The sequence below is a fragment of the Micromonospora sp. NPDC048905 genome (genome assembly GCF_040649655.1).
Lineage (GTDB): Bacteria > Actinomycetota > Actinomycetes > Mycobacteriales > Micromonosporaceae > Micromonospora.
The window spans coordinates 1-21,813 of record NZ_JBEZFV010000008.1 but is presented as its reverse complement, the minus strand read 5'-3'; the positions used below and the strand labels follow the sequence as shown (position 1 = coordinate 21,813).

The window sequence follows — 21,813 nt, the reverse complement described above, 5'->3', positions numbered from 1 at the left end:
GCGGGGCTCGCAAGCTCACTCCTCGCACTCACCTGTCACAACCCCCCATGACCGGGTCCAACGAGGCGCCGCCGGCGATCACGTCGGCGATCAGGCCACCCTCGGCCATCGCCGGGAGAGCCTGGAGGTTGACGAAGCTCGGCTCCCGGTAGTGCACCCGGTACGGCCGGGTGCCACCGTCGGAGACCGCGTGCACGCCCAGCTCGCCGCGGGGCGCCTCGATGGCGACGTACACCTGGCCGGGCGGAACCCGGAAGCCCTCGGTCACCAGCTTGAAGTGGTGGATCAGCGACTCCATCGACTGACCCATGATCTTCGCGACGTGCTCCAGCGAGTTGCCCATGCCGTCCACGCCGATGGCGAGCTGCGCCGGCCAGGCGATCTTGCGGTCGGCGACCATCACCGGTCCCGGACGGAGCCGGTCCAGGGCCTGCTCGACAAGCTTCATCGACTCCCGGATCTCGGCGAGCCGGACCTGGTAGCGGCCCCACACGTCACCGTCGGGGTGGGTCGGCACGTCGAACTCGTAGTTCTCGTAACCGCAGTACGGCATGGTCTTGCGCAGGTCCCAGGCGAGGCCGGCGGAGCGCAGCACCGGACCGGTGATGCCGAGCGCGACACAGCCGGTCACGTCCAGCACCGCGACGTTCTTCGTCCGCTCGGTCCAGATCGGCTGGCCGGAGAGCAGGTCCTCGTACTCCTTGAGCTTCTTCGGCATCATCTTGAGGAACTCGCGGATCTTGACGATCGCGTCGTCCGGCACGTCCTGCGCCACGCCGCCCGGCCGGACGTACGCGTGGTTCATCCGCAGGCCGGTGATGGTCTCGAAGATGTCGAGGATGTACTCCCGCTCGCGGAAGCCGTACAGCATGATCGAGATCGCGCCCAGCTCCATGCCGGTGGTGGCCAGCCAGACCAGGTGCGACGAGATCCGGTTGAGCTCCATCATCAGCACGCGGATGGTGGTGGCCCGCTCGGTGATGTCGTCGGTGATGCCGAGCAGCTTCTCGACCGCGAGCGCGTACGCCGTCTCGTTGAAGATCGGGGCGAGGTAGTCCATCCGGGTCACGAACGTCGAGCCCTGAACCCAGTTGCGGTATTCGAGGTTCTTCTCGATGCCCGTGTGCAGGTAGCCGATGACGGATCGGGCCTCGCGGACCGTCTCGCCCTCCAGCTCCAGGATCAGCCGCAGCACCCCGTGCGTGGACGGGTGCTGCGGACCCATGTTGACGACGATCCGCTCGTCGTTGATCGGGTCGGTGCCCGAGACGATGGTGTCCCAGTCCCCACCGGTGACGGTGAAGACCCGACCCTCGTCGGTCTCGCGCTCACTCGCGTAGTTCGACGTCGTCACTGGTACGACCTCCGCTCGTTCGGCGGCTGGATCTCCGCGCCCTTGTACTCGACGGGGACACCGCCGAGCGGGTAGTCCTTGCGCTGCGGGTGGCCCTCCCAGTCGTCCGGCATGAGGATCCGGGTCAGGTTGGGGTGGCCGTCGAAGACGATGCCGAACATGTCGTACGCCTCCCGCTCCTGCCAGTCCGCCGTCGGGTAGACCGCGGTCACGCTGGGCAGGTGCGGGGCCGCCACGGAGACCGCGGCCTCCAGCCGGACCCGACGCCGGTACGTCATCGAGGTGAGCAGGTAGACCACGTGCAGCCGGCGCTCGTCGGCGCCCAGGTAGTCCACGCCGGACACCGAGGAGCACAGCTCGAACCGCAGCGCCAGGTCGTCACGCAGCACCTGGCAGACCTCGGCGATCCGCTCCGGGCGGACGTGCAGGGTCAGCTCGCCCCGGTCGACCACGACCTTCTCGATCGCGTCGGCGAAGGCCGGGTACGCCTCCTCCAACGCGTCGCGGACCTCGTCGAAGTAGCCCCCGTACGGCCGGGCCGCCTCCTCGATGGGCTGGCGCTGGCGGACCAGGCCGCCGTAGCCGGACACGTCGCCGGTGCCCTGGTTGCCGAACATCCCGCGACCGGCCGGGCTGGCCGGCGGGAGCTCGGCGGGGGCACCGCTGGTGGCGCCGGCCGGCGTGACCGGCACCGGCACCCCGCCGTCGTTGGGCTTGTCCGTGGGTGACGTCATTTGGGGCCTGCCTGCGGGTGGAGGTGGTTCTGAGCGTTCATCCAGTTCTCGATCCGCAACTGCTCCTCGCGGCCCTCGCGGACCGCCCGGGTCCACTCGGCACGGCGGGCCTTGTCGCTGCGGTACGAGGAGGGCATGGAGCCGTAGGGGACGATCGGAACGTCGCCGCGCTCCTGGCGAGCGGCCAGCATCTTGCGACCGTTCGGGCCGAGCGGCTCATACATGATCTTCTCGCGGAGCTTGAGGATCGCGTCGATGAGCATCTCCGGCCGGGGCGGGCAGCCGGGGAGGTACATGTCGACCGGCACCACGTGGTCGACGCCCTGCACGATCGCGTAGTTGTTGAACATGCCGCCGCTGCTGGCGCAGACGCCCATGGAGAGCACCCAGCGGGGCTCGGCCATCTGGTCGTAGATCTGGCGCAGCACCGGAGCCATCTTCTGACTCACCCGGCCGGCCACGATCATCAGGTCGGCCTGCCGGGGGGACGCCCGGAAGACCTCCATGCCCCAGCGGCCCATGTCGTAGTGCGGACCACCGGCGGCCATCATCTCGATGGCGCAGCAGGCCAGGCCGAAGGTGGCGCCCCACACGGACGACTTCCGGGACCAGTTGACCAGCTTCTCCACCGAGGTGAGCAGGACGCCGGCGGGAAGCTTCTCCTCGATGCCCATCTGACGTTCCTTCCTCAGTCCCAGTCCAGGCCGCCGCGCCGCCACACGTAGGCGTACGCAACGAAGACCGCGACGATGAACAGGACCATCTCCACGAAGCCGAAGATCGGCAGGGCGTCGAACGAGACCGCCCAGGGGTAGAGGAAGATGATCTCGATGTCGAAGACGATGAAGAGCATCGCCGTCAGGTAGAACTTGATCGGGAACCGGCCGCCGCCGACCGGCTGCGGGCTGGGCTCGATGCCGCACTCGTAAGCCTCGAGTTTGGCCTTGTTGTAGCGATGGGGACCGGCGAAGCGGGCGGCGCCGACGGAAAACAGCGAGAACGCCGCGGCGAGGGCGAACAGCCCGATGATCGGTGCGTAAGGCGAGAGCGACATCGTTTTCTCCTGCTCGTCCTTCCCTGCCCTCGGTGCTTGACGAAAATCACACTATTCACGTCCCTCGCAGTGGCAGTCGGCGGGGGTCGATCTTTGTCAGCGTCGGGGCCGTGACCAGCACCGATGCCGTCCTACTCAGACAGCTGGCGCGGCCTTCGTCATCGCGTTGATGACCCGGTCCATCGCGTCCCCGCCACGCGGGTCGGTCAGGTTGGCCAACAGCTTGAGCACGAAACGCATCAGCGTCGGGTGCGGCATGCCGTGTTTGGTGGCGATCCGCATGATCTCCGGACGGCCGATCAGTTTCACGAAGATGCCGCCCAGCCGGTAGTAGCCGCCGAGGCGGGCCTTCAGCTCGTTCGGGTACGCCAGCAGCGCCCGCTCCCGCTCCGGCCCGGCCGGCCGGGCGAGGGCCTGGACCATGACCTCCGCGGCCAGTTCGCCGGACTCCATCGCGTACGCGATGCCCTCGCCGTTGAACGGGTTGACCATGCCGCCCGAGTCGCCGACCAGCAGCACCCCTCGGGTGTAGTGGGGCACCCGGTTGAAGCCCATCGGCAGCGCGGCGCCGAGGATCGGGCCGTCGGCGTTCGTCTCGTCGGTCATCCCCCAGTCTTCCGGGGTGTTGGCGAGCCAGTCGGTGAGCAGCCGGCGGTAGTTGGTCTTGCCGAACGCGGAGGACGAGTTGAGCACCCCGAGGCCGACGTTGACCCGGCCGTCGCCCAGGCCGAAGATCCAGCCGTACCCGGGCAGCAGGTTGTCGCCGCTGTCCTTGCTGCGCAGCTCCAGCCAGGACTCCAGGTAGTTGTCCTCGTGCTTGGCCGGCGAGCGGTAGTAGCGGCGGACGGCCACGCCGATCGGCCGGTCCTCCCGCTTGGCCAGCCCGAGCGCGAGCGGGAACCGGCCGGAGACGCCGTCCGCGGCGACGACGAGCGGGGCGTGGAACGTGGCCGGTTCCTTACCCGGCCCGACCTCCGCCTCGACGCCGGTGACCCGGCCGTCGCCGTCGAGCACCGGACCCAGCACGTTGACGTTGGTTCGGAGCTTGGCGCCGGCGGCCACCGCCCGCTGGGCGAGCAGGTCGTCGAAGTCCAGCCTCGTGCGCACCAGGCCGTAGTTGGGGAAACTGGCCAGCTCGGGCCAGTCCAGCTCCAGACGCACGCCGCCGCCGATGACCCGCAGGCCGCGGTTGTGCAGCCAGCCGGCCTCGGGCGAGGTGTCCACACCCATCCGGACGAGCTGGCGCACCGCGCGCGGGGTCAACCCGTCGCCGCAGACCTTCTCCCGCGGGAACTCGGTCTTCTCCAACAACAGCACCCGTACGCCGTGCCGAGCCAGGTGGTACGCAGTAGCTGACCCACCGGGACCGGCGCCCACGACAATGACGTCGGCGTCATGTTCCACCGCGGTCATTCGCGCCTCCTCCCGCACGCTCGTGAAATGCTTCACAAGCCAGACGGGACGAGTGTATGACCGGCGTCATACCTGCGCAGGATCAGGGGTACCTAACTCGCCGATGTGACAGCCCTCGACCGTCCACAGCGGTCGAGTGTCAGGCCGGGCTGGGGGCGTCCAGACCCGCATCGACCCGAATGGCCTCCGGCAGATGCTCCCGGAGCGCACCGCCCGCCGCCCGGTCCAGCGCCGCCAACACCTCGGCGACCACCTGTCGGACCTCCACCGGATCGGCTCCGGCCAACGCGCGCAGTTGCGCGACGAGTTCGGCAGCGTCGTCGTCGGTGGCGGCCACCGGGTCCGCCGGGTCTGCTCCGGTCATGCGGACGAGCGTACGGGGCAAAGTGGACTAAAGACCGACATTCACGAAACCTGAGCAATGTCCGCGTGAGTGGCCGTCCGGCCCGCCGGCTCGGTGATCGTCGTGCGGCCCGCGTCGGTCGCGACGACTACTCGCGGATCCCCCGGTGCAGGGCCACCACACCACCGGTCAGGTTGCGCCAGGCCACCCGGCCCCACCCGGCCGCGGCGACCCGGCCGGCAAGCGCCTCCTGCGCCGGCCAGGCCCGCACCGACTCGGCGAGATAGACGTACGCGTCGGGGTTGCTCGACACCGTTCGGGCGACCACCGGCAGCGACCGCATCAGGTACGACAGGTAGACCGTTCGGAAGACCGGGTTGACCGGGGTGCTGAACTCACAGATCGCCAACCGCCCACCCGGCCGGGTGACCCGGGCCAGCTCGCGCAGGGCCGCGTCGGTGTCGTTGACGTTGCGCAGCGCGAAGGAGATGGTCACCGCGTCGAAACTGGCGTCGGCGAACGGCAGCCGCAGCGCGTCGCCGGCCAGCAGCGGCACCTCGGGACGGACCCGCTTGCCGGCGTACAGCATGCCCAACGACAGGTCAGCCCCCACCGCGTACGCCCCGGACTGCGCCAACTCCCGGGTCGAGACGCCGGTGCCCGCGCCCACGTCCAGCACCCGCTCGCCCGGCCGCAGCCCGAGCGCCGCCCGGGTGGCCCGACGCCAGGACCGGTCCTGGCCGAAGGAGATCACCGTGTTGGTGAGGTCGTAGCGCTCCGCCACGCCGTCGAACATCGCGGCGACCTCGTGCGGCTGCTTGTCCAGACTGGCGCGCTGGCCCTGCGGGGAACGGCTCACCCCTCCACTCTGCCAGTCGTCCGCCAGGCGGTGCCCGTGGGGTGGTGCGGCACCCCCGGTACGCGAAGGGGCGGGGTGGTCGCCCACCCCGCCCTCGCGTCGTTCCGGCGTTCGGACGCCGGCTGCCAGTACCGCTGTCAGTCGGTGGGCTTCTCGTCGCTCGGGGCGACCAGGACGACCTTGCGCCGGCGGGAGAGCACCAGCAGCGCACCGCCCAGCAGCAGGATGAGGCCGCCGATGCCACCGATCAGACCGACCTGCACACCCGTCACCGGCAGGCCACCACCACCGGAGCCGCCACCACCGGCAGCCGGCGACGTGCTCGCGCCCGGCGTCGGCGTACCACCCGGGCTGGGCGTACCACCCGGCGTCGGGGTGGCGGTCCCACCCGGCGTCGACGTGGCCGTGGGCGTCGCGGTGGCCGTGGGCGTCGACGTGGCGGTGGGCGTCGGGGTGGCCGTGGACGTCGGGGTGGCCGTGGGAGTCGGGGTCGGGGTCGGGGTCGGCTGCGCGGTCAGGTCGACGAAGACGTCGAAGATCGCCTGGTTGTCACTCTCGTCGACCTCGGTGAAGGCCTTGCGCTGGGCGCTGGTCGCCGGCTCGGGCTGCTCCTCGGCCTGACCCGTGGCACCGTCGAGACCCTGCGCGACCAGCTCACCGACCCGCAGCACCGACTCGGTGACGTTCGCGCCGACCGTCACCTTGACGTCCGCCGTGTAGTACTCGCCGGGCTTGATCACCGCACCGTCGTCCTCGCAGAGGGCCTGGGCGACACCGCCCAAGGTCTGCGACGTGCAGGCGTCCGGCAGCGTGGCGAAGGTGACGCCGGCCGGGAGGGTGAGCACGTAGGACAGGCCGGTGGCCTTGCGGCTGCCGTCGTTGTAGACCGCCCAGTCCAGCGGCACCGTCTCGCCGCGCTTGACCGGCCGGAGGTTGGGGTCGTCGCCCTGGACGCCGTTCACCACGACGTTCGCGTAGACGTCCTGCACCCAGCTGGTCAGGTCGTAGCCGCGCTTGCCGACGGTGATGTCGTGCTCGACCCTGTTGTCCTTCTTCTCGGGGTCGGCGGTGGCCGAGGTGATGGTGACCACCAGCGTCCCGGCCTCGCCGCGCGCACCCGTGGAGAAGAGCGGAATGCCGAAGTCCTCGCTGGTACCGGCCGGCACGTCGCCGAGCGGGCAGGTGAACGTCTTGCCCTTCACCTGGCAGCCGTTGGGCACGACGACCCCGACCACGCTCTTCAGCAAACTGCTGGTGTCCACGGTGTAGCTGACGCCCTTGGCGGCGACCGTGCTCCGGGTGTTGTCGACCAGAAACTTGAACGGCTTGGCCTTGGCCGCCTTGACGCCCTTGGCCAGCTCGGAGCTGAGCGGCACCAGGGCCAGATCGGCCTGGTCGGCGGCCTGCGCCGGGGCGGCCACGGCGGCCAGGCCACCGGCCGCGAGCAGAGCCACCACGCCAGCGCGGGCCAGGGCCGAGCGGTGGAACGCTGTCATCGGTCCCCCGGGGGGTAGGGAAGAAAGATTGATTGCGGAACGAGCGGACGTTATCGGAGGTCGATCACGCACGCCAGCGTGCGCGGCCCAATTCATCCGTCCGGCCCGGGGTCCGGAGACGGTACGGGCGGGATGGTCACCCATCCCGCCCGTACCGCCGTGCGTTATATGAACGACCCGCCACGGGCCGATGGAGGACAGCCCACGAACGACCATCAAACCACCCGCCACCAGCGCGATCGCGGTGATTCGCGCTCGCCGGTGGTGACGGATACGAGCCGGGACGCTAGCGGCCGCCGATCACCTTCACCACCCCGCGGCGGACAGCCTGACGCTGCGGCGGCCCGGACCACCCGTACCGCCGAGGCGAGCCGGCGGGAGCATGAGCCTCGGTCAGCCGAACGGCCGGGCGACGCGCCGCGTCAGTTGACCTCGACGAGCGGCAGGGACCGGCCCGCGCCGCCGCCGGGAAGCGCGATCGAGGAGAAGTGCGACACCACCCGCTCGTCGGTCGGGTCGTCGGCAGGCGTGTGGTGCACCGCGAGCCGGTGGTAGAGGGTGTCGCGCTGCGCGGGGATCCGGTCCGCCGAGCGGATCATGCCGATCAGCTCGTGCAGGTTGGAGCGGTGCCGCGCTCCGGCGGAGGAGATCACGTTCTCCTCCAGCATGATCGAGCCGAGGTCGTCCACGCCCATGTGCAGCGAGAGCTGACCGACGTCCTTGCCGGTGGTCAGCCAGGACGCCTGCAGGTGCGGCACGGTCTCGAAGAAGAGCCGGGCCACCGCGACGAGGCGCAGGTATTCCAGGGTGGTGGCCTGGGTGCGGCCCTTGAGGTGGTTGTTCTCCGGCTGGTACGTCCACGGGATGAAGGACCGGAATCCGCGGGTGCGGTCCTGCACGTCCCGGATCATGCGCAGGTGCTCGATGCGCTCGGCGTGCGTCTCGCCGGTGCCCATCATCATGGTGGCGGTCGACTCGATGCCCTGCCGGTGCGCCAGCTCCATGACCTCCAGCCAGCGCTCGCCCGACTCCTTGAGCGGCGCGATCGCCTTGCGCGGACGCTCCGGCAGCATCTCCGCGCCGGCGCCCGCGATCGAGTCCAGACCGGCGGTCTTGATCCGCGCGATGGCCTCGTCCAGGCTCACCCCGGAGACCTTCGCCATGTGCAGGATCTCGCTGGGGCCGATCGAGTGGATGACCAGCTGCGGGTACGCCTGCTTGACCGAGGAGAACAGCTCCTCGTAGTACTCCACGCCGTAGTCCGGGTGGTGCCCGCCCTGGAGCATCACCTGGGTGGCGCCCAGCTCGACCGCCTCGCCGCAGCGGCGCAGGATCTCCTCGGTCGGGTGGGTCCACCCTTCCGTGTGCTTCGGCGCGCGGTAGAACGCGCAGAACTTGCACGCCGTCACGCAGACGTTCGTGTAGTTGATGTTGCGATCGATCAGGTACGTGACGACGTTGTCCGGGTAGCGCCGCCGACGCACCGCGTCCGCCGCCTCGCCCAACGCGTGGAAGGGCGCCTCGGTGTAGAGCAGCAACGCCTCCTCGGGCGTGATCCGCCCGCCGTCCGCGCCCCGCTGCAGGATGTCGTCGATCTCCCGGCTCACCGTCACGCCCCCGAGCCTACGCCGGTCACGCGCGTTGGCCCTGAGGGGTGGTTCAGGGCTGTGATGTCAGGATCTCGCGCCACACCGTTTCCGCGATCTTGCACTTTCTGTCGCGGCATCAGGGGCATTCCACGCAAACAGGCGACAGAAAGTGCAAGATCGACGCGGGTGCGGCGGTTGCGCCAGGCCGGCACGTACGCCTCCCACCCCTCCACGTAACCGGTCGGCCGTCGCCCGCCGGTGACCTCGGCGAACCGCTCGACGAACTCCCGGTCGTTCGGCGCGCTCATGCGTCGTAGTCGACGGTGAGTCGGTCGGTGGTCGGGCTGGACTGGCAGGTCAGGACGTAACCGGCGGCCAACTCGTCCGGCTCCAGGGAGTAGTTGCGGGCCATCGTGACCGACCCGTCGACCACCTTCGCTTTACAGGTCGAGCAGACGCCGCCCTTACAGGCGTACGGCAGCTCGCCACGCACCTTCAACGCGGCGTCCAGCACCCGCTCCTCGCGACCCATCGTGAAGCTCGACGACCTGCCGTCCAGCACGATGGTCACCTCGGCCCCGGCACCCGCCTGGTCCACCGGACGCCGCACCGGCTCCGGCGGCGCGTCGACGTGGAACAGCTCGGTGTGCACCGCCGACTCGGGCAGCCCGCGTCCGGTCAGCACGTCCCGGACGTCGACCACCATGGCGTACGGGCCGCAGAGGAACCACTCCTCGATCACGTCGCCCGGCACGATGGTGCCCAGCAACCGGGCCAGCCGCTCGGCGTCGATCCGCCCGGAGAGCAGCGCCGACTCGCCCCGCTCCCGGGAGAGCACGTGCACCAGGTGCAGCCGGGTGGGATAGCGGTCCTTCAGATCGGCCAGCTCCTCGGCGAACATGACCGTGTTCGCCGTGCGGTTGCCGTACACCAGGGTGAAGGTGCTGGCCGGCTCGACGGCCAGCGCGGTCGCGACGAGCGCGAGCACCGGGGTGATGCCGGAGCCGGCGACGACCGCGCCGTAGTGCCGCACCCGGTCCGGCGCGAACGCCGTGGTGAAGGTGCCCAACGGCGGCAGCACCTCGACGGTGTCGCCACCGCGCAGCGCCCCGCACGCGAACGCCGAGAAGGCGCCGCCGGGGATCTCCCGCACCCCGATCCGTAACCGGCCGTGCCGGGCCAGGTCGTCGGGGGTGGAGCAGATCGAGTACGACCGGCGCACATCCGTGCCGTCCTCCGCGGCTCGCCGCACGGTGAGGTGCTGACCCGCGCGGAAGGCGAAGGTCTCCCGCAGATCCTCGGGTACGGCGAAGGTCACCGCGACCGCATCGTCGGTGAGCCGGTCGACGGCCGCGACCGACAACGGGTGGAAGACCGGTCGGCGGCGGACCGGACGGGTGATGGTGACAGTCACAGCGCCTTCAGGTGGTCGAAGGGTTCGGAGCAGGAACGGCAGCGCCACAGCGCCTTGCACGCGGTGGAGCCGAACCGGCTGACCTGCTCGGTCTCCGGTGACCCGCACTGCGGGCAGCGGACCGCGAGCGTCAGCGGGACGACGCCGGAGGTGGGCACCGGGGCCGGCGGGGCGATCCCGGCGGCGGCGAGCTTGGCCCGCCCACCCTCGGAGATCCAGTCGGTGCTCCACGGTGGGCTGTAGACGGTGCGGACCTCGGCGTCGGGGTGGCCGGCGACCGCCAGCGCGCGGCGGATGTCGGTGCGGATCACGTCCATCGCCGGGCAACCGGTGTAGGTCGGGGTGATGGTGACGGTGACCCGGCCATTGGCCGGATCCTCCTCGACCGCCCGCAGGATGCCCAGCTCGTCGATGGTGATCACCCGGATCTCCGGGTCCACGACACCGGCGGCGGCCTCCCGCGCGCTAAGCGTGCCGCCGGTCGTGGCTGGCGGGTTCGCGCTCCGCGCGCTCACCGTGCCGCCGCCGCTCGCGACTGCGGGGCTCCGCTGCGCTGCACTCCTCGCGCTCACCACCGCGCTCCGGGATGGGCGCGGTGCAGCACCTGCATCTCGGCGAGCAGGTAGGCCAGGTGCTCGGTGTGCACGCCGTCCCGCCCGCCGGCCGGCGCCCAGCCGCTCTCCGGCCGGGTGAGCGTCGCCTCGGCCAGCACCGCGCCGACGGTCTCGTCGAACGCCGGCCGCAGGGTGGCCGGGTCGACCGGCGCCGCCGGGTCCGCGGCGAACAACTCGTGGGTGTACGGCCACACCTGGTCGACGGCCGCCTGCATCCGACGGTGCGACTCCTCGGTGCCGTCCCCGAGCCGCTTCACCCACAACGCGCCATGGTCCAGGTGGTACGCCGACTCCTTGCGCGCCTTCGCGCCGATCGCGGCCAGCCGCTCGTCGGCGCAACCGGCCAGCGCCGTGTACAGCGGCAGTTGGTAGGCCGCCAGGAAGAACAGCTTCGCCATGGTCACCGCGAAGTCGCCGTTGGGCAGCTCGACCAGGAGCGCGTTGCGGAACTCGCGGTCGTCGCGCAGGAACGCCAACGCGTCCTCGTCCCGGCCCGCGCCCTCCAGCTCGCCCGCGTACGACAGCAGCAGCCGCGCCGCCCCGAGCTGGTCGAGGGCGATGTTGGCAAGCGCGATGTCCTCTTCCATCTCCGGCGCGCGGGTCGTCCACTCGGCCAGTCGTTGCGCCGCGACCAACGCGTCGTCGGCGAGGGCGAGGGTGAAGTCGTACGGCCCGTTCACGCCACCACCTCGCTGCGCTCGGCGGCGGCGCGAAGCGCCCCGCTGCTGAGCCGGCTGGTTCGCTCGCTCCGCTCGCTCACAGGTGGGCCACCCCGTCCGGCACCTCGTAGAAGGTGGGGTGGCGGTAGACCTTGTCGGCGGCCGGGTCGAAGAAGGCGTCCTTCTCGTCCGGGCTGGACGCGGTGATCGCGCCGGCCGGCACCACCCAGATCGACACACCCTCCTGACGGCGGGTGTACAGGTCCCGGGCGTTGCGCAGGGCCAGCTCCGCGTCGGGGGCGTGCAGGCTCCCGACGTGGGTGTGCGACAACCCGCGTCGCGCCCGCACGAAGACCTCCCAGAGCGGCGAGTGTTCGGTAGTCACGCGGCCACCTTCTCCTTCTGTTGCGCCCGCTTCGCGGCGTACGCCGTGGCGGCCTCGCGGACCCAGGCGCCCTCGGCGTGTGCGGCCCGGCGGTGGGCGATCCGCTCCCGGTTGCACGGCCCGTCGCCGGAGATCACCCGCAGCAGCTCGTCGTAGTCCGGCTGGGTGTAGTCGTACGCCTGCCGCTCCTCGTTCCAGCGCAGGTCCGGATCGGGAATGCGCACGCCGAGGATCTCGGCCTGCTGGACGCACATGTCGACGAAACGCTGCCGCAGGTCGTCGTTGGAGAAGCGCTTGATCTTCCAGGCCATCGACTGGGCGGAGTGCGTGGAGTCGCCGTCCGGCGGGCCGAACATCGCCAGCGACGGGTACCACCACCGGTCCACCGCGTCCTGGGCCATCGCCTGCTGCCCCGGGGTGCCGTGTGCCAGGGTGTGCAGGATCTCGTAGCCCTGCCGCTGGTGGAACGACTCCTCCTTGCAGACCCGGATCATCGCTCGGGCGTACGGGCCGTACGAGCAGCGGCACAGCGGCACCTGGTTGACGATCGCCGCGCCGTCCACCAGCCAGCCGATCGCGCCCACGTCGGCCCAGCTCAGGGTGGGGTAGTTGAAGATCGAGCTGTACTTCTGGCGACCGTCGAGCAGTAGTCGGACCAGCTCGTCGCGGCTGATGCCGAGGGTCTCGGCGGCGGCGTAGAGGTAGAGGCCGTGACCCGCCTCGTCCTGCACCTTGGCCAGCAGGATCGCCTTGCGCTTGAGCGAGGGCGCCCGGCTGATCCAGTTGCCCTCCGGCTGCATGCCGATGATCTCGGAGTGGGCGTGCTGGGCGATCTGCCGGATCAGCGTCCGGCGGTACGCGTCGGGCATCCAGTCGCGTGGCTCGATCTTCTGCTCGGCGTCGACCACCTCGGCGAAGTACGCCGCGAGGTCCTCGTCGGGCGCGGGTCCGCCACGGCGACCGCGCGCCGCCGCCGCGCGTAGCTCTGCCTCGGCGGCCTCGACCTCGCCCAGCAGGCCGGCGGCGGGCGCGTCGCCCGCAGCGGCGTCCGACGTGTCGGTCGGGGTCGGGAAGTCGTTGCCATACATGGGACAAGTGTTACAGCTGGCCATCCAAGAAGCCATAGGGTGTAACAGGATTCCGGCATCCGATCCGTAGCGGAATGAGCGCTTTGCGTGACCCGGCCGCCGGGCTGGCGGCGTGACTTGGGCCACGAAACAAAGGTGAATCCCCGCAAGAGCCGCATACCGGTCGCATATCTCACCTTTATCCCAGGTCGCCTAGTGTCGGGTCCTGGCAAGTCACCCAGCCGGACGTAGACTTTCGGCCGGCACACCGATCGGCTTCAGATGATTGCCGCCAGACAGAGGCCACCTCCCCCGGCCTTGGCGATCGGCCGATCCGTCCGGACAACAAGCCGGTCCCCCGGCCCTGACACCTGGAGTTCACCCACTCATGCGTTCCCGCGTGACCCTGGTGCTCGCCATCGTGGCGATCCTGCTCGGCGGCGTCCTCCTGGTCCCCGCCGCGTACGCCCGACTCTCCAAGGGCGACAGCGGCGGAGGCGGTGGAGGCGGCGCTGCCTCGCAGGTCGCCGCGCCAGCACCCGCGCCACCGCCGCCGCCCACGCTGGCGGCCGGTCCGGTGTCGGTGGACTTCCAGGGCGACTTCTTCTCCTGGGCTCTGCTGGATCGGCAGACCGGCGCGATCTCCGGGTCGCCGAACATGGCCGAGACCAGCTCCACCGAGTCGATGATCAAGGCGTGGATCGTCTCGGACTACCTGCGGCAGCTCGGCGACAGGGAACCGCCGCCGGCACTGAAGAAGGCCGCCAGCCTCGCCATCATCGACAGCAACGACACCGCGGCCAACCAGGTCCACGCTGCCGCGGGCGGCTCGTACAAGCCATCCACGAGCAGCACGCCCGACGCGGTGATCCAGCGGGCGATCAAGATCTGCGGACTGACCGACACCAAACGCGGCAACATCAAGCCGTTCTCCGGTTACTGGAGCTTCACCCAGATGTCCCCGCGGGACGCGGTCCGGCTCGGCGACTGCATCGCCGACGGTAAGGCCGCTGGCCGGAAGTGGACCCCGTGGGTGCTGGATCAGATGAGCAAGGTCCGGGGCACCACCGCGGCGAAGGACCAGAAGGCCAGGACTGGCGGCGGCCGCTGGGGGATCATCGACGGCCTGCCAAAGTCGATCACCGCGCAGGGCCCGGTCAGCATCAAGAATGGATGGACGCGGATCTACTACGACGCCAACTGGCACGTCAACTGCCTCGCCGTCACCGGCAAGTGGAGTCTCGCGGTGATGCTGCGGTACCCGGCCAGGAACAGTCTCGACTACGGCGCGAAGGTGTGTGCCAGCGTGGCCACCCAACTGGTCACCCCCCAGCCCGGCGCCGCGCTCAAGGTGCCCCAGCAACCGGTCGGGAAGCTCTGATGGCGGGAAATCGGCGGGCCGACCGGCGTGGCGGCGGTGAGGCGTCCCCGCTGCGGCTGATCGCCATCGCCGTCATCCTGATCGGGTTGGTGCTGGTGTCGCTGCGGCTGCTCCCGGGGTCACCGTTCGAGTCGGCAGCCGCCGCCAAGTGGGGCGACGCCGGCTCCGGCACGAGCGACCGCCCCACCGGCGCAGGCACCAACCGGAGTGCCCGCCAGCCGACCGCGCCGTCACCGAGCCCCAGCCCGTCGCTGGAGCCGCTGCCGTTCGTGGCCAAGGATCTCAAGCTGGACATCGAGGGCTGGTACTCCTGGAGCGTGCTGGACCGGCGCACCGGGCAGATCATCGGCTCCAAGAACATGAACGAGACAAGCACGACCGCCTCGATGATCAAGTCCTGGATCGTGGCCGACTACCTGCGTCGCGCGGCCGACGCCGGCCAGACGCCCAGCGACGCGAAGCTCGCCGACGCGACGCGGATCATCCGGGACAGCGACAACACCCGGGCCGAACAGTTCTACAACCAGGTCGACCGGGACGCCTCGATCAAGCGGCTGATCTCCATGTGCAAGCTGACCGACAGCAAGGTGGCCCCCGACGGCGGTTGGAGTCGGACGGCGCTCTCCCCCCGGGACACCGCCCGCCTGGGCAACTGCATCGCCACCGGCACCGCCGCCGGGCCGAAGTGGACCAAGTGGCTGCTCAACGAGATGAAGCTGGTCCGCGGCGCTGGTGACTTCGGCATCCGCAAGGCCTTCCCCGCCGACGAGCAGAAGCAGATCGCCATCAAGAACGGGTGGATCGACCGGACCAAGGAGCAGGAGATGCACATCAACTGCCTGGCCATCGGCGACACCTGGACGATGGGCGTAATGGTCAAGTACCCGATCAACATGGGCTACGACTACGGCATGAAGAACTGCGAGAAGATCACCGAGGCGCTCCTGCGCCCCGGCACCTGAGCCGCGGCCCCGCGCACAGCGCGGGGCCGACCCCCGGTCAGCGCGCCGCGGGGCCGACCCGCCGGTCAGCCGGCGAAGAACTCCGGGCCGCCTTCCGGCAACTCCGGGGCCGCACCGATCGCGGCGGCTCGCCGGGCCCACTCACGCAGCCCGGCGACCTGCCGGTCACCGAGCGAGAAATCCAGGGTACGGAAGTACGTGGCGAGCGTCTCCGCGTCGAACGTCTCCCAGCGGGCTGCGGCCTCGGCGACCTGGTCCAGCTCGGCCAGGCAGAGATCCCGCGAGCGTAGGAACGCCTCGTGCACCTCCTTGACCAGACCCGGGTGGGCGGCGGCGAAGTCGCGGCGGACCGCCCAGACGGCGAAGACCATCGGCAGCCCGCTCCACTCCCGCCACGCCTGCCCGAGGTCGGTGACGATGAGCCCGCGCTTCGGCGCCTCGTAGTACGCCCGCAGCGCCACGTCCCCGATCAGCACCCCGGCGTCGGCCTCGAGCAGCATCTGCGTCAGGTCCGGCGGGCAGCGGAAGTATTCGGGCCGCACGTGGTACCGCTCGGCGAGCAGCAACTGGGCCAGCATCACCCCGGTCCGCGAGGTCGAGCCGAGCGCCACCCGGGCGCCGTCCAGCTCGTCGAGAGGTCGGGTGGAGACCATGTTGACCGAGAGCACCGGTCCGTCACTGCCCACCGCCAGGTCCGGCAGGAGGAGCAGCTCGTCGGCGTGCTTCAGGTACTCCAACAGGGTGATCGGGCCGATGTCGAGGTCACCGGCGACAAGCGCCGCGCTCAACCGATCCGGCGAATCCTTCTGCAGGTCGACGTCGAGCAGGGCACCGGAGCGCATCAGACCCCAGTAGATCGGCAGGCAGTTCAGGAACTGGATGTGCCCGACCCGCGGGCGTGCGATGCGCTCAGCCATGACACGACCGTATCCCCGGTCTTCGGGTCCGGCTCGGCGGGTCGGCCCGGAGTGGCCAAGCCCGCATCCGTCCTGCTGATCCGCTGGGCACCTACCACCGCTGGCGTCAACGCCGGACCGGCTGCTCGCCCACCGGTCCGCCCACCCTGTCGCACTTCGGTCCGGCCGGTTACCCGCGCTCCGGCCCGTATAGCGCCCGGGCGACGACCGGCACGAACACCAGCACCACCAGGATCCCGGCCGCGCCGGCCACCGCGATCAGCGGCCGGGGCGACGCTCGCGTGAGCAGCGCGCTGCCGAGCAGGTAACCGGCCATCGAGCCGCCCTGCACCGCCGCGCCAAAACTGGCGTACGCACGGGCGCGCATCGCCTCCGGCATCCGGAGAGCGATGAGCAGCCTGGCGAAGACGTTCGCCGCACCGTTCGCCGCTCCCGCCACCAGCCAGAGCGGCACCAGCACGCCGGCCGTTGGCACCCCCGCGGCCAGCGGCGTGGCGCGGTGTTGCGACGCGATTTGCGGGCTCGGTGATCGACGGAAATGGGTTCGTTCCATTGATCATCGACAACCCGAAAGTGTCGTACGTCAGTTCTATTCTGTCTTCATGTTGGGGGCGTTGGCGCAGGCAGGAGGCGCGGTCGACGACTGTGCCGAGACCGCGCTCTGGGGGCTCTCCGACGATGACCTGGTCGCCTCTCTCGACGCGACTCAGGTGTTGGCGCAGCGGCTGGCCACCATTCAGCTCGGGCTGGTCCGCGAGTTGGACGCCCGCGGCCTGGCGGTCGCGCAGGGCGCTTCGTCCACCGCCGTCTGGCTGCGGGAGCGGCTCCGGCTCTCCGGTCGCTCCGCGCGCCGACTGGTCCAGTTCGCCGCCACCCTCGACGCCGCGCCAGCAGCGGTGCGCGACGCGCTGCTCAGCGGTGCCATCACCGTCGACCAGGGTCGAGTGGTGGCCGAGACGATCGCCGCCCTTCCGGCGGAAGCCGGCCCCGAGGTGGCGGACAAAGCCACGCAACTCCTGGTCGCCTGGGCCGACCGGTTCGATCCGACCATCCTGAGCCGGCTCGGAGAGCGCGTCCTCACCCACGTCGCACCGGATCTGGCCGACCAGGCTGAGCTGAAGGCTCTCCAACGGGCCACCGAGCGGGCCGAGGCCCGCCGACACGTCACGCTCTCCGAGCAGCACAACGGTCAGGTACGCCTGAGCGGAAACCTCGACACCGAGACCGCGAGCCTGCTACGTGAAGCGATCGACCCGCTCTGCGCCCCGGCCGGTGCGCACGATGATCGCAGTCCAGGTCAGCGCCGTGCCGACGCGCTGGGCGAGATCTGCCGGCTGGCGTTGCGTACGGGCGAGCTGCCCGACAGCGGCGGCGACCGGCCTCAGCTCGTGGTGACGGTGTCACTCGACGATCTGGTCAACCGTGTACGTGCCGGCACCCTGGAGACCGGCACTCGTCTCACGCCGGGCGCGGTCCGCCGGCTCGCCTGCGACGCCAACCTGTTGCCGGCCGTGCTGGGTGGCAACAGTCAGGTCCTGGACGTGGGCCGCCAGCGGCGGCTCTTCACCGGCCCGCTGAGGCGTGCGCTGGTGCTGCGGGACGGCGGTTGCGCCTTCCCTGGCTGCGATCGGCCGCCGAGATGGTGCGACGGTCACCATGTCCGACACTGGGCCGACGGTGGGACGACAGCGTTGGACAATGCTGTGCTGCTGTGCGGCTACCACCACCGGGTCGTCCATCGCGGCGACTGGGCGGTCCGCGTCGCGGCGGACGGCCGGCCCGAGTTCCTCCCGCCTCGCTGGCTCGACCCGCTACGCGCCCCCCGCCGCAACCTCTACCACCTGCGCTGCTGATGCCGCCGACCACGCCCACGCCGCCCGTGCCTGTGCCTGCGGCTGTGCCTGTGCCCGGACCAGGACTAGGACAAGGACAAGGACCAGGACCAGGACAAGCCCGGCCCAACCCTGCCGCCCTGCCGCCCTGCGGGTCTGTGGCTCTGCGCCATCTCACCGGGCAACACGCCATCTCTGATGGGTGGTCGTCTGGGTAATTCGTTGGAAGCGTCGGGTTCGGGAGCGTAAGGTTGCAGGCCGCTTGACGGCCGAGGTGAGCTGCACCGGAACGGACGTCTTTCGCGCCGGGCGGCCGGCCATCCGCCCCCGGACACGCGAGCGCGCAGCAGATGTGAACGATGGGACGTCAGCATGCCCGCACTTGATCTCGACACCCAGCTCGACTCGGATCTGTCCGCCGAACGCGCACACCTGGCCGCCTCACGGAGCGCGCTACGGCGGATGCGGGAGCGCGCCGAAGCCCTCTTCGCCACCGGTGACCAGGTGGCCGGCGACGCGTACGCGGCGGAGACACTCGGCCGCACCCTGGCCCGTCGGGTGGCCGAACTGGCCGACGACCCGACAACGCCCCTGTTCTTCGGCCGCCTCGACTTTGCCGAGTCCACAGACCCCGACGGCACGGACCCCGGCAGCACGGATCCCGGCAGCACGGATCCCGGCAGCACGGAGACCGGCAGCACGGAGACCGCCAGCAGCACCGGGCAGGGCAGCACCGCGCAGGGCAGCACCGCGCAGGGCAGCACCGCGCAGGGCAGCACCGCGCAGGGCAGCACCGCGCAGGGCAGCACCGCGCACAGCAGCACCGCGCACAGCAGCACCGGGCACAGCAGCACCGCGCAGGGCAGGGCCAGCGACGGGGATCCCGGCGCGGTTGTGCGCAGTTCGGGGCATGACGGTCGGCGGTACCACGTGGGGCGTCGGCATGTCGCCGACGACCGCGGCGAGCCGTTGGTGTTGGACTGGCGGGCACCGGTCTCTCGGTCGTTCTACCAGGCCAGCGCGCGGGATCCGCAGGGAGTGGCGGTACGGCGGCGGTTCGGGTTCAGCAACGGGGTCCTGACCAGTTTCGAGGATGAGCGTCTCGATCGGGGTGAAGAGCTCGGCACGACCAGTCGGATCCTCACCGCCGAGATCGAGCGGCCGCGTGTCGGGCCGATGCGCGACATCGTCGCCACGATTCAGCCGGAGCAGGACGAACTGGTCCGGGCCGACCTTGCCGACTCGATCTGCGTGCAGGGAGCGCCGGGCACCGGGAAGACGGCTGTCGGCCTGCACCGGGCCGCGTACCTGCTCTATCTGCACCGGGAGCGGCTGCGGCGGGCGGGTGTGCTGATCGTCGGACCGAACAGGGCGTTCCTGTCGTACATCGCGGCGGTGTTGCCGGCTCTCGGCGAGGTCGAGGTCGAGCAGGCCACGGTGGAGGAGTTGATTTCCCGGGTGCCGGTGCGGGCGGTCGAGACGCCGGCGGTGGCCGTACTCAAGCACGACGTCCGGATGGCGCGTGTGTTGCGACGTGCGCTGGGTGCACAGATCGCTACGCCGACGGAGTCGATCACGGTGTCGGACGGTTCGTTCCGGTGGCGGATCGGGCTGGAGCCGTTGCATCGGATCGTCGAGGAGACCCGCCGGGAAGAGCTGCCGTACGGCACGGGTCGGGAGCGGGTCCGCGCGCGAGTGGTGAGCCTGCTGCAACGGCAGGCCGAGGCGCGGCGGGCGGAGTCGCCGAGCGATGCCTGGTTGCGTCGGATGGGCCGCTGCCGACCCGTGGTCGACTTCCTGGACGCGGTCTGGCCGGCGCTCACCCCGGAGGGGCTGGTCTTCGGCCTGCTCTCCGACCCGGGGCGGCTCGCCACCGCGGCGGACGGGCTGCTCAGTGAGACCGAGCAGGCGCTGCTGACGTGGTCGAAGCCGGCCCGCACCGCGAAGGCGACCCGCTGGACCGCCGCCGATGTGGTGTTGCTCGACGAGGCGGCCGGGCTGCTGGAACGGCCCTCCGGTTTCGGGCACGTGGTGGTGGACGAGGCGCAGGACCTCTCCCCGATGCAGTGTCGGGCCATTGCCCGGCGCAGCGAGCACGGCTCGGTCACCCTCCTCGGGGACCTCGCCCAGGGCACCGCGCCGTGGGCGGCGACGGACTGGCGGGAATCGCTCGCCCACCTGGGCAAGCCGGACGCTGTGGTGGTCCCGTTGACAGTTGGTTTCCGGGTGCCCGCGGCGGTGGTCGCGTTCGCGAACCTGCTGCTTCCGGCACTCGCGGTGGACGTACCGCCGGCCGAGTCGCTGCGCCACGACGGCGGGCTGGACGTGCGTACCGTGACCGACCTGGTCGCGGAGACGGTGGCCGAGGTGCGGGCGGCGCTCGCCCACGACGGCTCGGTGGGTGTGATCGCGGCGGACGACGCGGTCGACGAACTGCGCGCGGCGCTGGCCGCCGCCGGTGTCGCGACCGCGACCGCCGACGACGTGGCGGCCGCGGAGCGGGTCACCGTGGTGCCCGCGACGCTGGTCAAGGGCCTGGAGTACGACCACGTGGTGGTCGTCGAGCCGGCCGCGATCGTCGCGGCCGAGCCGCGCGGGCTACACCGCCTGTACGTGGTGCTCACCCGGGCGGTGTCCCGACTGGCGGTGCTGCACCGCGAGCCGCTGCCCGCCCCGCTCGTCGTCGGCTCAGCCGGCTGACACGGCCGCCGCGACCTCCCGCAGGGGTCGGCCGGAGTCGGCCAGCGGCACGTGGAACGACAGCCACGAACCGTCGGCGAAGTCGAGCCGCAGTCGTTTCCAGTTCAACCGGTACCAACCGACACGTGCGGTCACCGTCGTGCGCGGCGCCGACCCGAGCAGTTCGACGTCGGTCTGCGCCCGTTCGCTCGCCGCCGAGCTGGAGAACAAGGTGACCGGTGCTGTCGCGCCGAGCAGCAACCGCTGGTCGGTGACCCCCAGCACGAGGTCGCGGAGGTCGAAACCCTTCGTCGCCACGGTCACGGCGTGGTGCAGCAGCGAGGCCTGCGAGCCCGGTGCGCCTCGACCTCCGACGCCGAAGAAGAGCCAGTCGACGGCGCCGTCCGCCCGGCCGAAGGTGATGTTCGGCGAGAGCACGGTGAGCAGGACACCCAGCACTCTCGACCCACCGGGGGCGGGAGGCGCCGCCGGCTGCGGGGGCGCCGCCGGGACCAGACCTCCGCCCACGCGGACCTGGGCCACCGCGCGCACCCGCTCACCGGCGGGTAGCAGCCGGGTGAGCCCTTCGACGTACCGGGCGCGGATCTCGTCGACCATCATCGGCGCCCCTCGCGGCCGCCCGCCCCCTGGTCCCGGGAAGCCGCGGCGAACGCCGCCCCGGCCTTCGGCTGGGCGTCCAGCTCGTTGTGCGGGCTCGACACGGAACCCTCCTCTGTGTCCTGCGCGACGGGTCAGCCGCCGCGGCTCCCACCATAGGCACTGCCCGCGCAACCGGTGGCCCCACCCGCGACGTCGGGGTCACCGAGCTTTGACTTTGCGTCATAAGGTTCGGTACGGAATCCGACGACGATCTGCTTCCCACGGCGCCGGTGTAGACGGGGCCGGTTGGCGTTCGAGAAGCACGCCGAACGGTTCGCGCGCACAGCTCGACCCCACTCCGTCGAAGGAGTTTCAATGACCAAGTCAAGCCGTAGACGCGGTCAGCGGTGGTGTGGGTTGGAACTCGCGGCCGTCGCGCAGCAGTGCCCAGACGACGTCGA

General features: G+C 70.8%; 23 protein-coding genes. 4 read left to right on the top strand and 19 right to left on the bottom strand.

The features are described from left to right. Positions 1-28 precede the first annotated feature (28 nt). The 15 genes from AB0C01_RS21375 to paaA all read right to left on the bottom strand — a co-directional run bounded on the left by AB0C01_RS21375 (position 29) and on the right by paaA (position 13,002). A complete protein-coding gene (locus AB0C01_RS21375) occupies positions 29-1,354 on the bottom strand; it encodes an NADH-quinone oxidoreductase subunit D (protein ID WP_357251500.1) in 1,326 nt (441 codons plus the stop codon). Next, positions 1,351-2,088 carry an NADH-quinone oxidoreductase subunit C gene (locus tag AB0C01_RS21370; protein ID WP_357571910.1) on the bottom strand — a complete coding sequence of 246 codons (738 nt, stop codon included), beginning with the start codon at positions 2,086-2,088 and terminating at the stop codon, positions 1,351-1,353. Before AB0C01_RS21370 ends, AB0C01_RS21375 begins: the two co-directional genes overlap by 4 nt. Next, a complete protein-coding gene (locus tag AB0C01_RS21365) occupies positions 2,085-2,762 on the bottom strand; it encodes an NADH-quinone oxidoreductase subunit B (protein ID WP_124821345.1) in 678 nt (225 codons plus the stop codon). The genes AB0C01_RS21370 and AB0C01_RS21365 overlap by 4 nt, the downstream gene beginning before the upstream one ends. Before the next feature lie 14 nt (positions 2,763-2,776). Further along, positions 2,777-3,142, bottom strand: a complete 366-nt coding sequence (locus tag AB0C01_RS21360; RefSeq protein WP_121655464.1) for an NADH-quinone oxidoreductase subunit A — start codon at positions 3,140-3,142, stop codon at positions 2,777-2,779. Between the two features lie 135 nt (positions 3,143-3,277). After that, positions 3,278-4,555, bottom strand: coding sequence for a geranylgeranyl reductase family protein (locus AB0C01_RS21355; RefSeq protein ID WP_357251493.1), 1,278 nt, complete (start codon positions 4,553-4,555; stop codon positions 3,278-3,280). Between the two features lie 139 nt (positions 4,556-4,694). Next, the gene (locus tag AB0C01_RS21350; protein ID WP_355027404.1) at positions 4,695-4,919 is read right to left on the bottom strand and encodes a hypothetical protein; all 225 of its coding nucleotides are present in this window, start codon (positions 4,917-4,919) and stop codon (positions 4,695-4,697) included. Between the two features lie 127 nt (positions 4,920-5,046). Next, entirely contained in the window at positions 5,047-5,757 is a 711-nt protein-coding gene (locus AB0C01_RS21345) for a demethylmenaquinone methyltransferase (RefSeq protein ID WP_357251490.1), read from the bottom strand. A 137-nt stretch (positions 5,758-5,894) separates the two neighbouring features. Further along, entirely contained in the window at positions 5,895-7,253 is a 1,359-nt protein-coding gene (locus AB0C01_RS21340; protein ID WP_357571909.1) for an LPXTG cell wall anchor domain-containing protein, read from the bottom strand. Positions 7,254-7,675: 422 nt separating this feature from the next. Next, positions 7,676-8,866 carry a cyclic dehypoxanthinyl futalosine synthase gene (mqnC, locus tag AB0C01_RS21335; protein ID WP_357251484.1) on the bottom strand — a complete coding sequence of 397 codons (1,191 nt, stop codon included), beginning with the start codon at positions 8,864-8,866 and terminating at the stop codon, positions 7,676-7,678. Next, positions 8,863-9,150 carry a hypothetical protein gene (locus tag AB0C01_RS21330; protein ID WP_357571908.1) on the bottom strand — a complete coding sequence of 96 codons (288 nt, stop codon included), beginning with the start codon at positions 9,148-9,150 and terminating at the stop codon, positions 8,863-8,865. Before AB0C01_RS21330 ends, mqnC begins: the two co-directional genes overlap by 4 nt. Further along, positions 9,147-10,256: a 1,2-phenylacetyl-CoA epoxidase subunit PaaE gene (gene paaE, locus AB0C01_RS21325; protein ID WP_357571907.1), complete on the bottom strand. Its 1,110-nt coding sequence runs from the start codon at positions 10,254-10,256 to the stop codon at positions 9,147-9,149. The genes AB0C01_RS21330 and paaE overlap by 4 nt, the downstream gene beginning before the upstream one ends. Further along, a complete protein-coding gene (gene paaD, locus AB0C01_RS21320) occupies positions 10,253-10,696 on the bottom strand; it encodes a 1,2-phenylacetyl-CoA epoxidase subunit PaaD (RefSeq protein WP_357572101.1) in 444 nt (147 codons plus the stop codon). Before paaD ends, paaE begins: the two co-directional genes overlap by 4 nt. A gap of 128 nt (positions 10,697-10,824) precedes the next feature. Next, positions 10,825-11,550, bottom strand: coding sequence for a 1,2-phenylacetyl-CoA epoxidase subunit PaaC (gene paaC / locus AB0C01_RS21315; protein ID WP_357571905.1), 726 nt, complete (start codon positions 11,548-11,550; stop codon positions 10,825-10,827). A gap of 76 nt (positions 11,551-11,626) precedes the next feature. After that, entirely contained in the window at positions 11,627-11,914 is a 288-nt protein-coding gene (gene paaB, locus AB0C01_RS21310; RefSeq protein ID WP_355027413.1) for a 1,2-phenylacetyl-CoA epoxidase subunit PaaB, read from the bottom strand. Then, positions 11,911-13,002 carry a 1,2-phenylacetyl-CoA epoxidase subunit PaaA gene (gene paaA / locus AB0C01_RS21305; RefSeq protein ID WP_357251476.1) on the bottom strand — a complete coding sequence of 364 codons (1,092 nt, stop codon included), beginning with the start codon at positions 13,000-13,002 and terminating at the stop codon, positions 11,911-11,913. Before paaA ends, paaB begins: the two co-directional genes overlap by 4 nt. A gap of 367 nt (positions 13,003-13,369) precedes the next feature. Here paaA and AB0C01_RS21300 point away from each other — a divergent pair, with 367 nt between their 5' ends. Both AB0C01_RS21300 and AB0C01_RS21295 read left to right on the top strand, forming a co-directional pair. After that, complete coding sequence (locus AB0C01_RS21300; protein ID WP_357251474.1) at positions 13,370-14,362, top strand: hypothetical protein; 993 nt, start codon at positions 13,370-13,372, stop codon at positions 14,360-14,362. Further along, positions 14,362-15,324, top strand: coding sequence for a hypothetical protein (locus AB0C01_RS21295; RefSeq protein WP_357251471.1), 963 nt, complete (start codon positions 14,362-14,364; stop codon positions 15,322-15,324). Before AB0C01_RS21300 ends, AB0C01_RS21295 begins: the two co-directional genes overlap by 1 nt. Positions 15,325-15,389: 65 nt before the next feature. On the opposite strand, the gene AB0C01_RS21290 is transcribed toward AB0C01_RS21295, so the two are convergent. Together AB0C01_RS21290 and AB0C01_RS21285 are read right to left on the bottom strand one after the other, a co-directional pair. Continuing rightward, entirely contained in the window at positions 15,390-16,241 is an 852-nt protein-coding gene (locus AB0C01_RS21290; RefSeq protein ID WP_357251468.1) for a menaquinone biosynthesis protein, read from the bottom strand. 169 nt (positions 16,242-16,410) lie between these two features. Then, positions 16,411-16,701: a hypothetical protein gene (locus AB0C01_RS21285; RefSeq protein WP_357571904.1), complete on the bottom strand. Its 291-nt coding sequence runs from the start codon at positions 16,699-16,701 to the stop codon at positions 16,411-16,413. A 142-nt stretch (positions 16,702-16,843) separates the two neighbouring features. On the opposite strand from AB0C01_RS21285, the gene AB0C01_RS21280 reads away from it, so the two are divergent. Beyond that, positions 16,844-18,094, top strand: a complete 1,251-nt coding sequence (locus AB0C01_RS21280; protein ID WP_357571903.1) for a DUF222 domain-containing protein — start codon at positions 16,844-16,846, stop codon at positions 18,092-18,094. A 432-nt stretch (positions 18,095-18,526) separates the two neighbouring features. Here the strand turns inward: AB0C01_RS21280 and AB0C01_RS21275 are convergent, their stop codons facing one another. Continuing rightward, positions 18,527-18,985, bottom strand: a complete 459-nt coding sequence (locus tag AB0C01_RS21275) for a pentapeptide repeat-containing protein (protein ID WP_357571901.1) — start codon at positions 18,983-18,985, stop codon at positions 18,527-18,529. An 18-nt stretch (positions 18,986-19,003) separates the two neighbouring features. On the opposite strand from AB0C01_RS21275, the gene AB0C01_RS21270 reads away from it, so the two are divergent. Continuing rightward, complete coding sequence (locus tag AB0C01_RS21270; RefSeq protein ID WP_357571900.1) at positions 19,004-20,773, top strand: AAA family ATPase; 1,770 nt, start codon at positions 19,004-19,006, stop codon at positions 20,771-20,773. Here the strand turns inward: AB0C01_RS21270 and AB0C01_RS21265 are convergent. Then, positions 20,762-21,373 carry a hypothetical protein gene (locus AB0C01_RS21265; protein WP_357571899.1) on the bottom strand — a complete coding sequence of 204 codons (612 nt, stop codon included), beginning with the start codon at positions 21,371-21,373 and terminating at the stop codon, positions 20,762-20,764. The two genes, AB0C01_RS21270 and AB0C01_RS21265, sit on opposite strands and share 12 nt — an antisense overlap. Positions 21,374-21,813 lie beyond the last annotated feature (440 nt).

Excerpts from the sequence above, each read along its gene's own strand:
- AB0C01_RS21330 (WP_357571908.1), bottom strand. The coding sequence starts at position 9,150 with ATGAGCGCGCCGAACGACCGGGAGTTCGTCGAGCGGTTCGCCGAGGTC.
- AB0C01_RS21365 (WP_124821345.1), bottom strand. The coding sequence starts at position 2,762 with ATGGGCATCGAGGAGAAGCTTCCCGCCGGCGTCCTGCTCACCTCGGTG.
- AB0C01_RS21280 (WP_357571903.1), top strand. The coding sequence starts at position 16,844 with ATGTTGGGGGCGTTGGCGCAGGCAGGAGGCGCGGTCGACGACTGTGCC.
- AB0C01_RS21360 (WP_121655464.1), bottom strand. The coding sequence starts at position 3,142 with ATGTCGCTCTCGCCTTACGCACCGATCATCGGGCTGTTCGCCCTCGCC.
- AB0C01_RS21355 (WP_357251493.1), bottom strand. The coding sequence starts at position 4,555 with ATGACCGCGGTGGAACATGACGCCGACGTCATTGTCGTGGGCGCCGGT.
- AB0C01_RS21295 (WP_357251471.1), top strand. The coding sequence starts at position 14,362 with ATGGCGGGAAATCGGCGGGCCGACCGGCGTGGCGGCGGTGAGGCGTCC.
- AB0C01_RS21275 (WP_357571901.1), bottom strand. The coding sequence starts at position 18,985 with ATGCCCCGAACTGCGCACAACCGCGCCGGGATCCCCGTCGCTGGCCCT.
- AB0C01_RS21300 (WP_357251474.1), top strand. The coding sequence starts at position 13,370 with ATGCGTTCCCGCGTGACCCTGGTGCTCGCCATCGTGGCGATCCTGCTC.
- AB0C01_RS21340 (WP_357571909.1), bottom strand. The coding sequence starts at position 7,253 with ATGACAGCGTTCCACCGCTCGGCCCTGGCCCGCGCTGGCGTGGTGGCT.
- AB0C01_RS21350 (WP_355027404.1), bottom strand. The coding sequence starts at position 4,919 with ATGACCGGAGCAGACCCGGCGGACCCGGTGGCCGCCACCGACGACGAC.
- AB0C01_RS21265 (WP_357571899.1), bottom strand. The coding sequence starts at position 21,373 with ATGATGGTCGACGAGATCCGCGCCCGGTACGTCGAAGGGCTCACCCGG.
- AB0C01_RS21370 (WP_357571910.1), bottom strand. The coding sequence starts at position 2,088 with ATGACGTCACCCACGGACAAGCCCAACGACGGCGGGGTGCCGGTGCCG.
- paaA (WP_357251476.1), bottom strand. The coding sequence starts at position 13,002 with ATGTATGGCAACGACTTCCCGACCCCGACCGACACGTCGGACGCCGCT.
- AB0C01_RS21290 (WP_357251468.1), bottom strand. The coding sequence starts at position 16,241 with ATGGCTGAGCGCATCGCACGCCCGCGGGTCGGGCACATCCAGTTCCTG.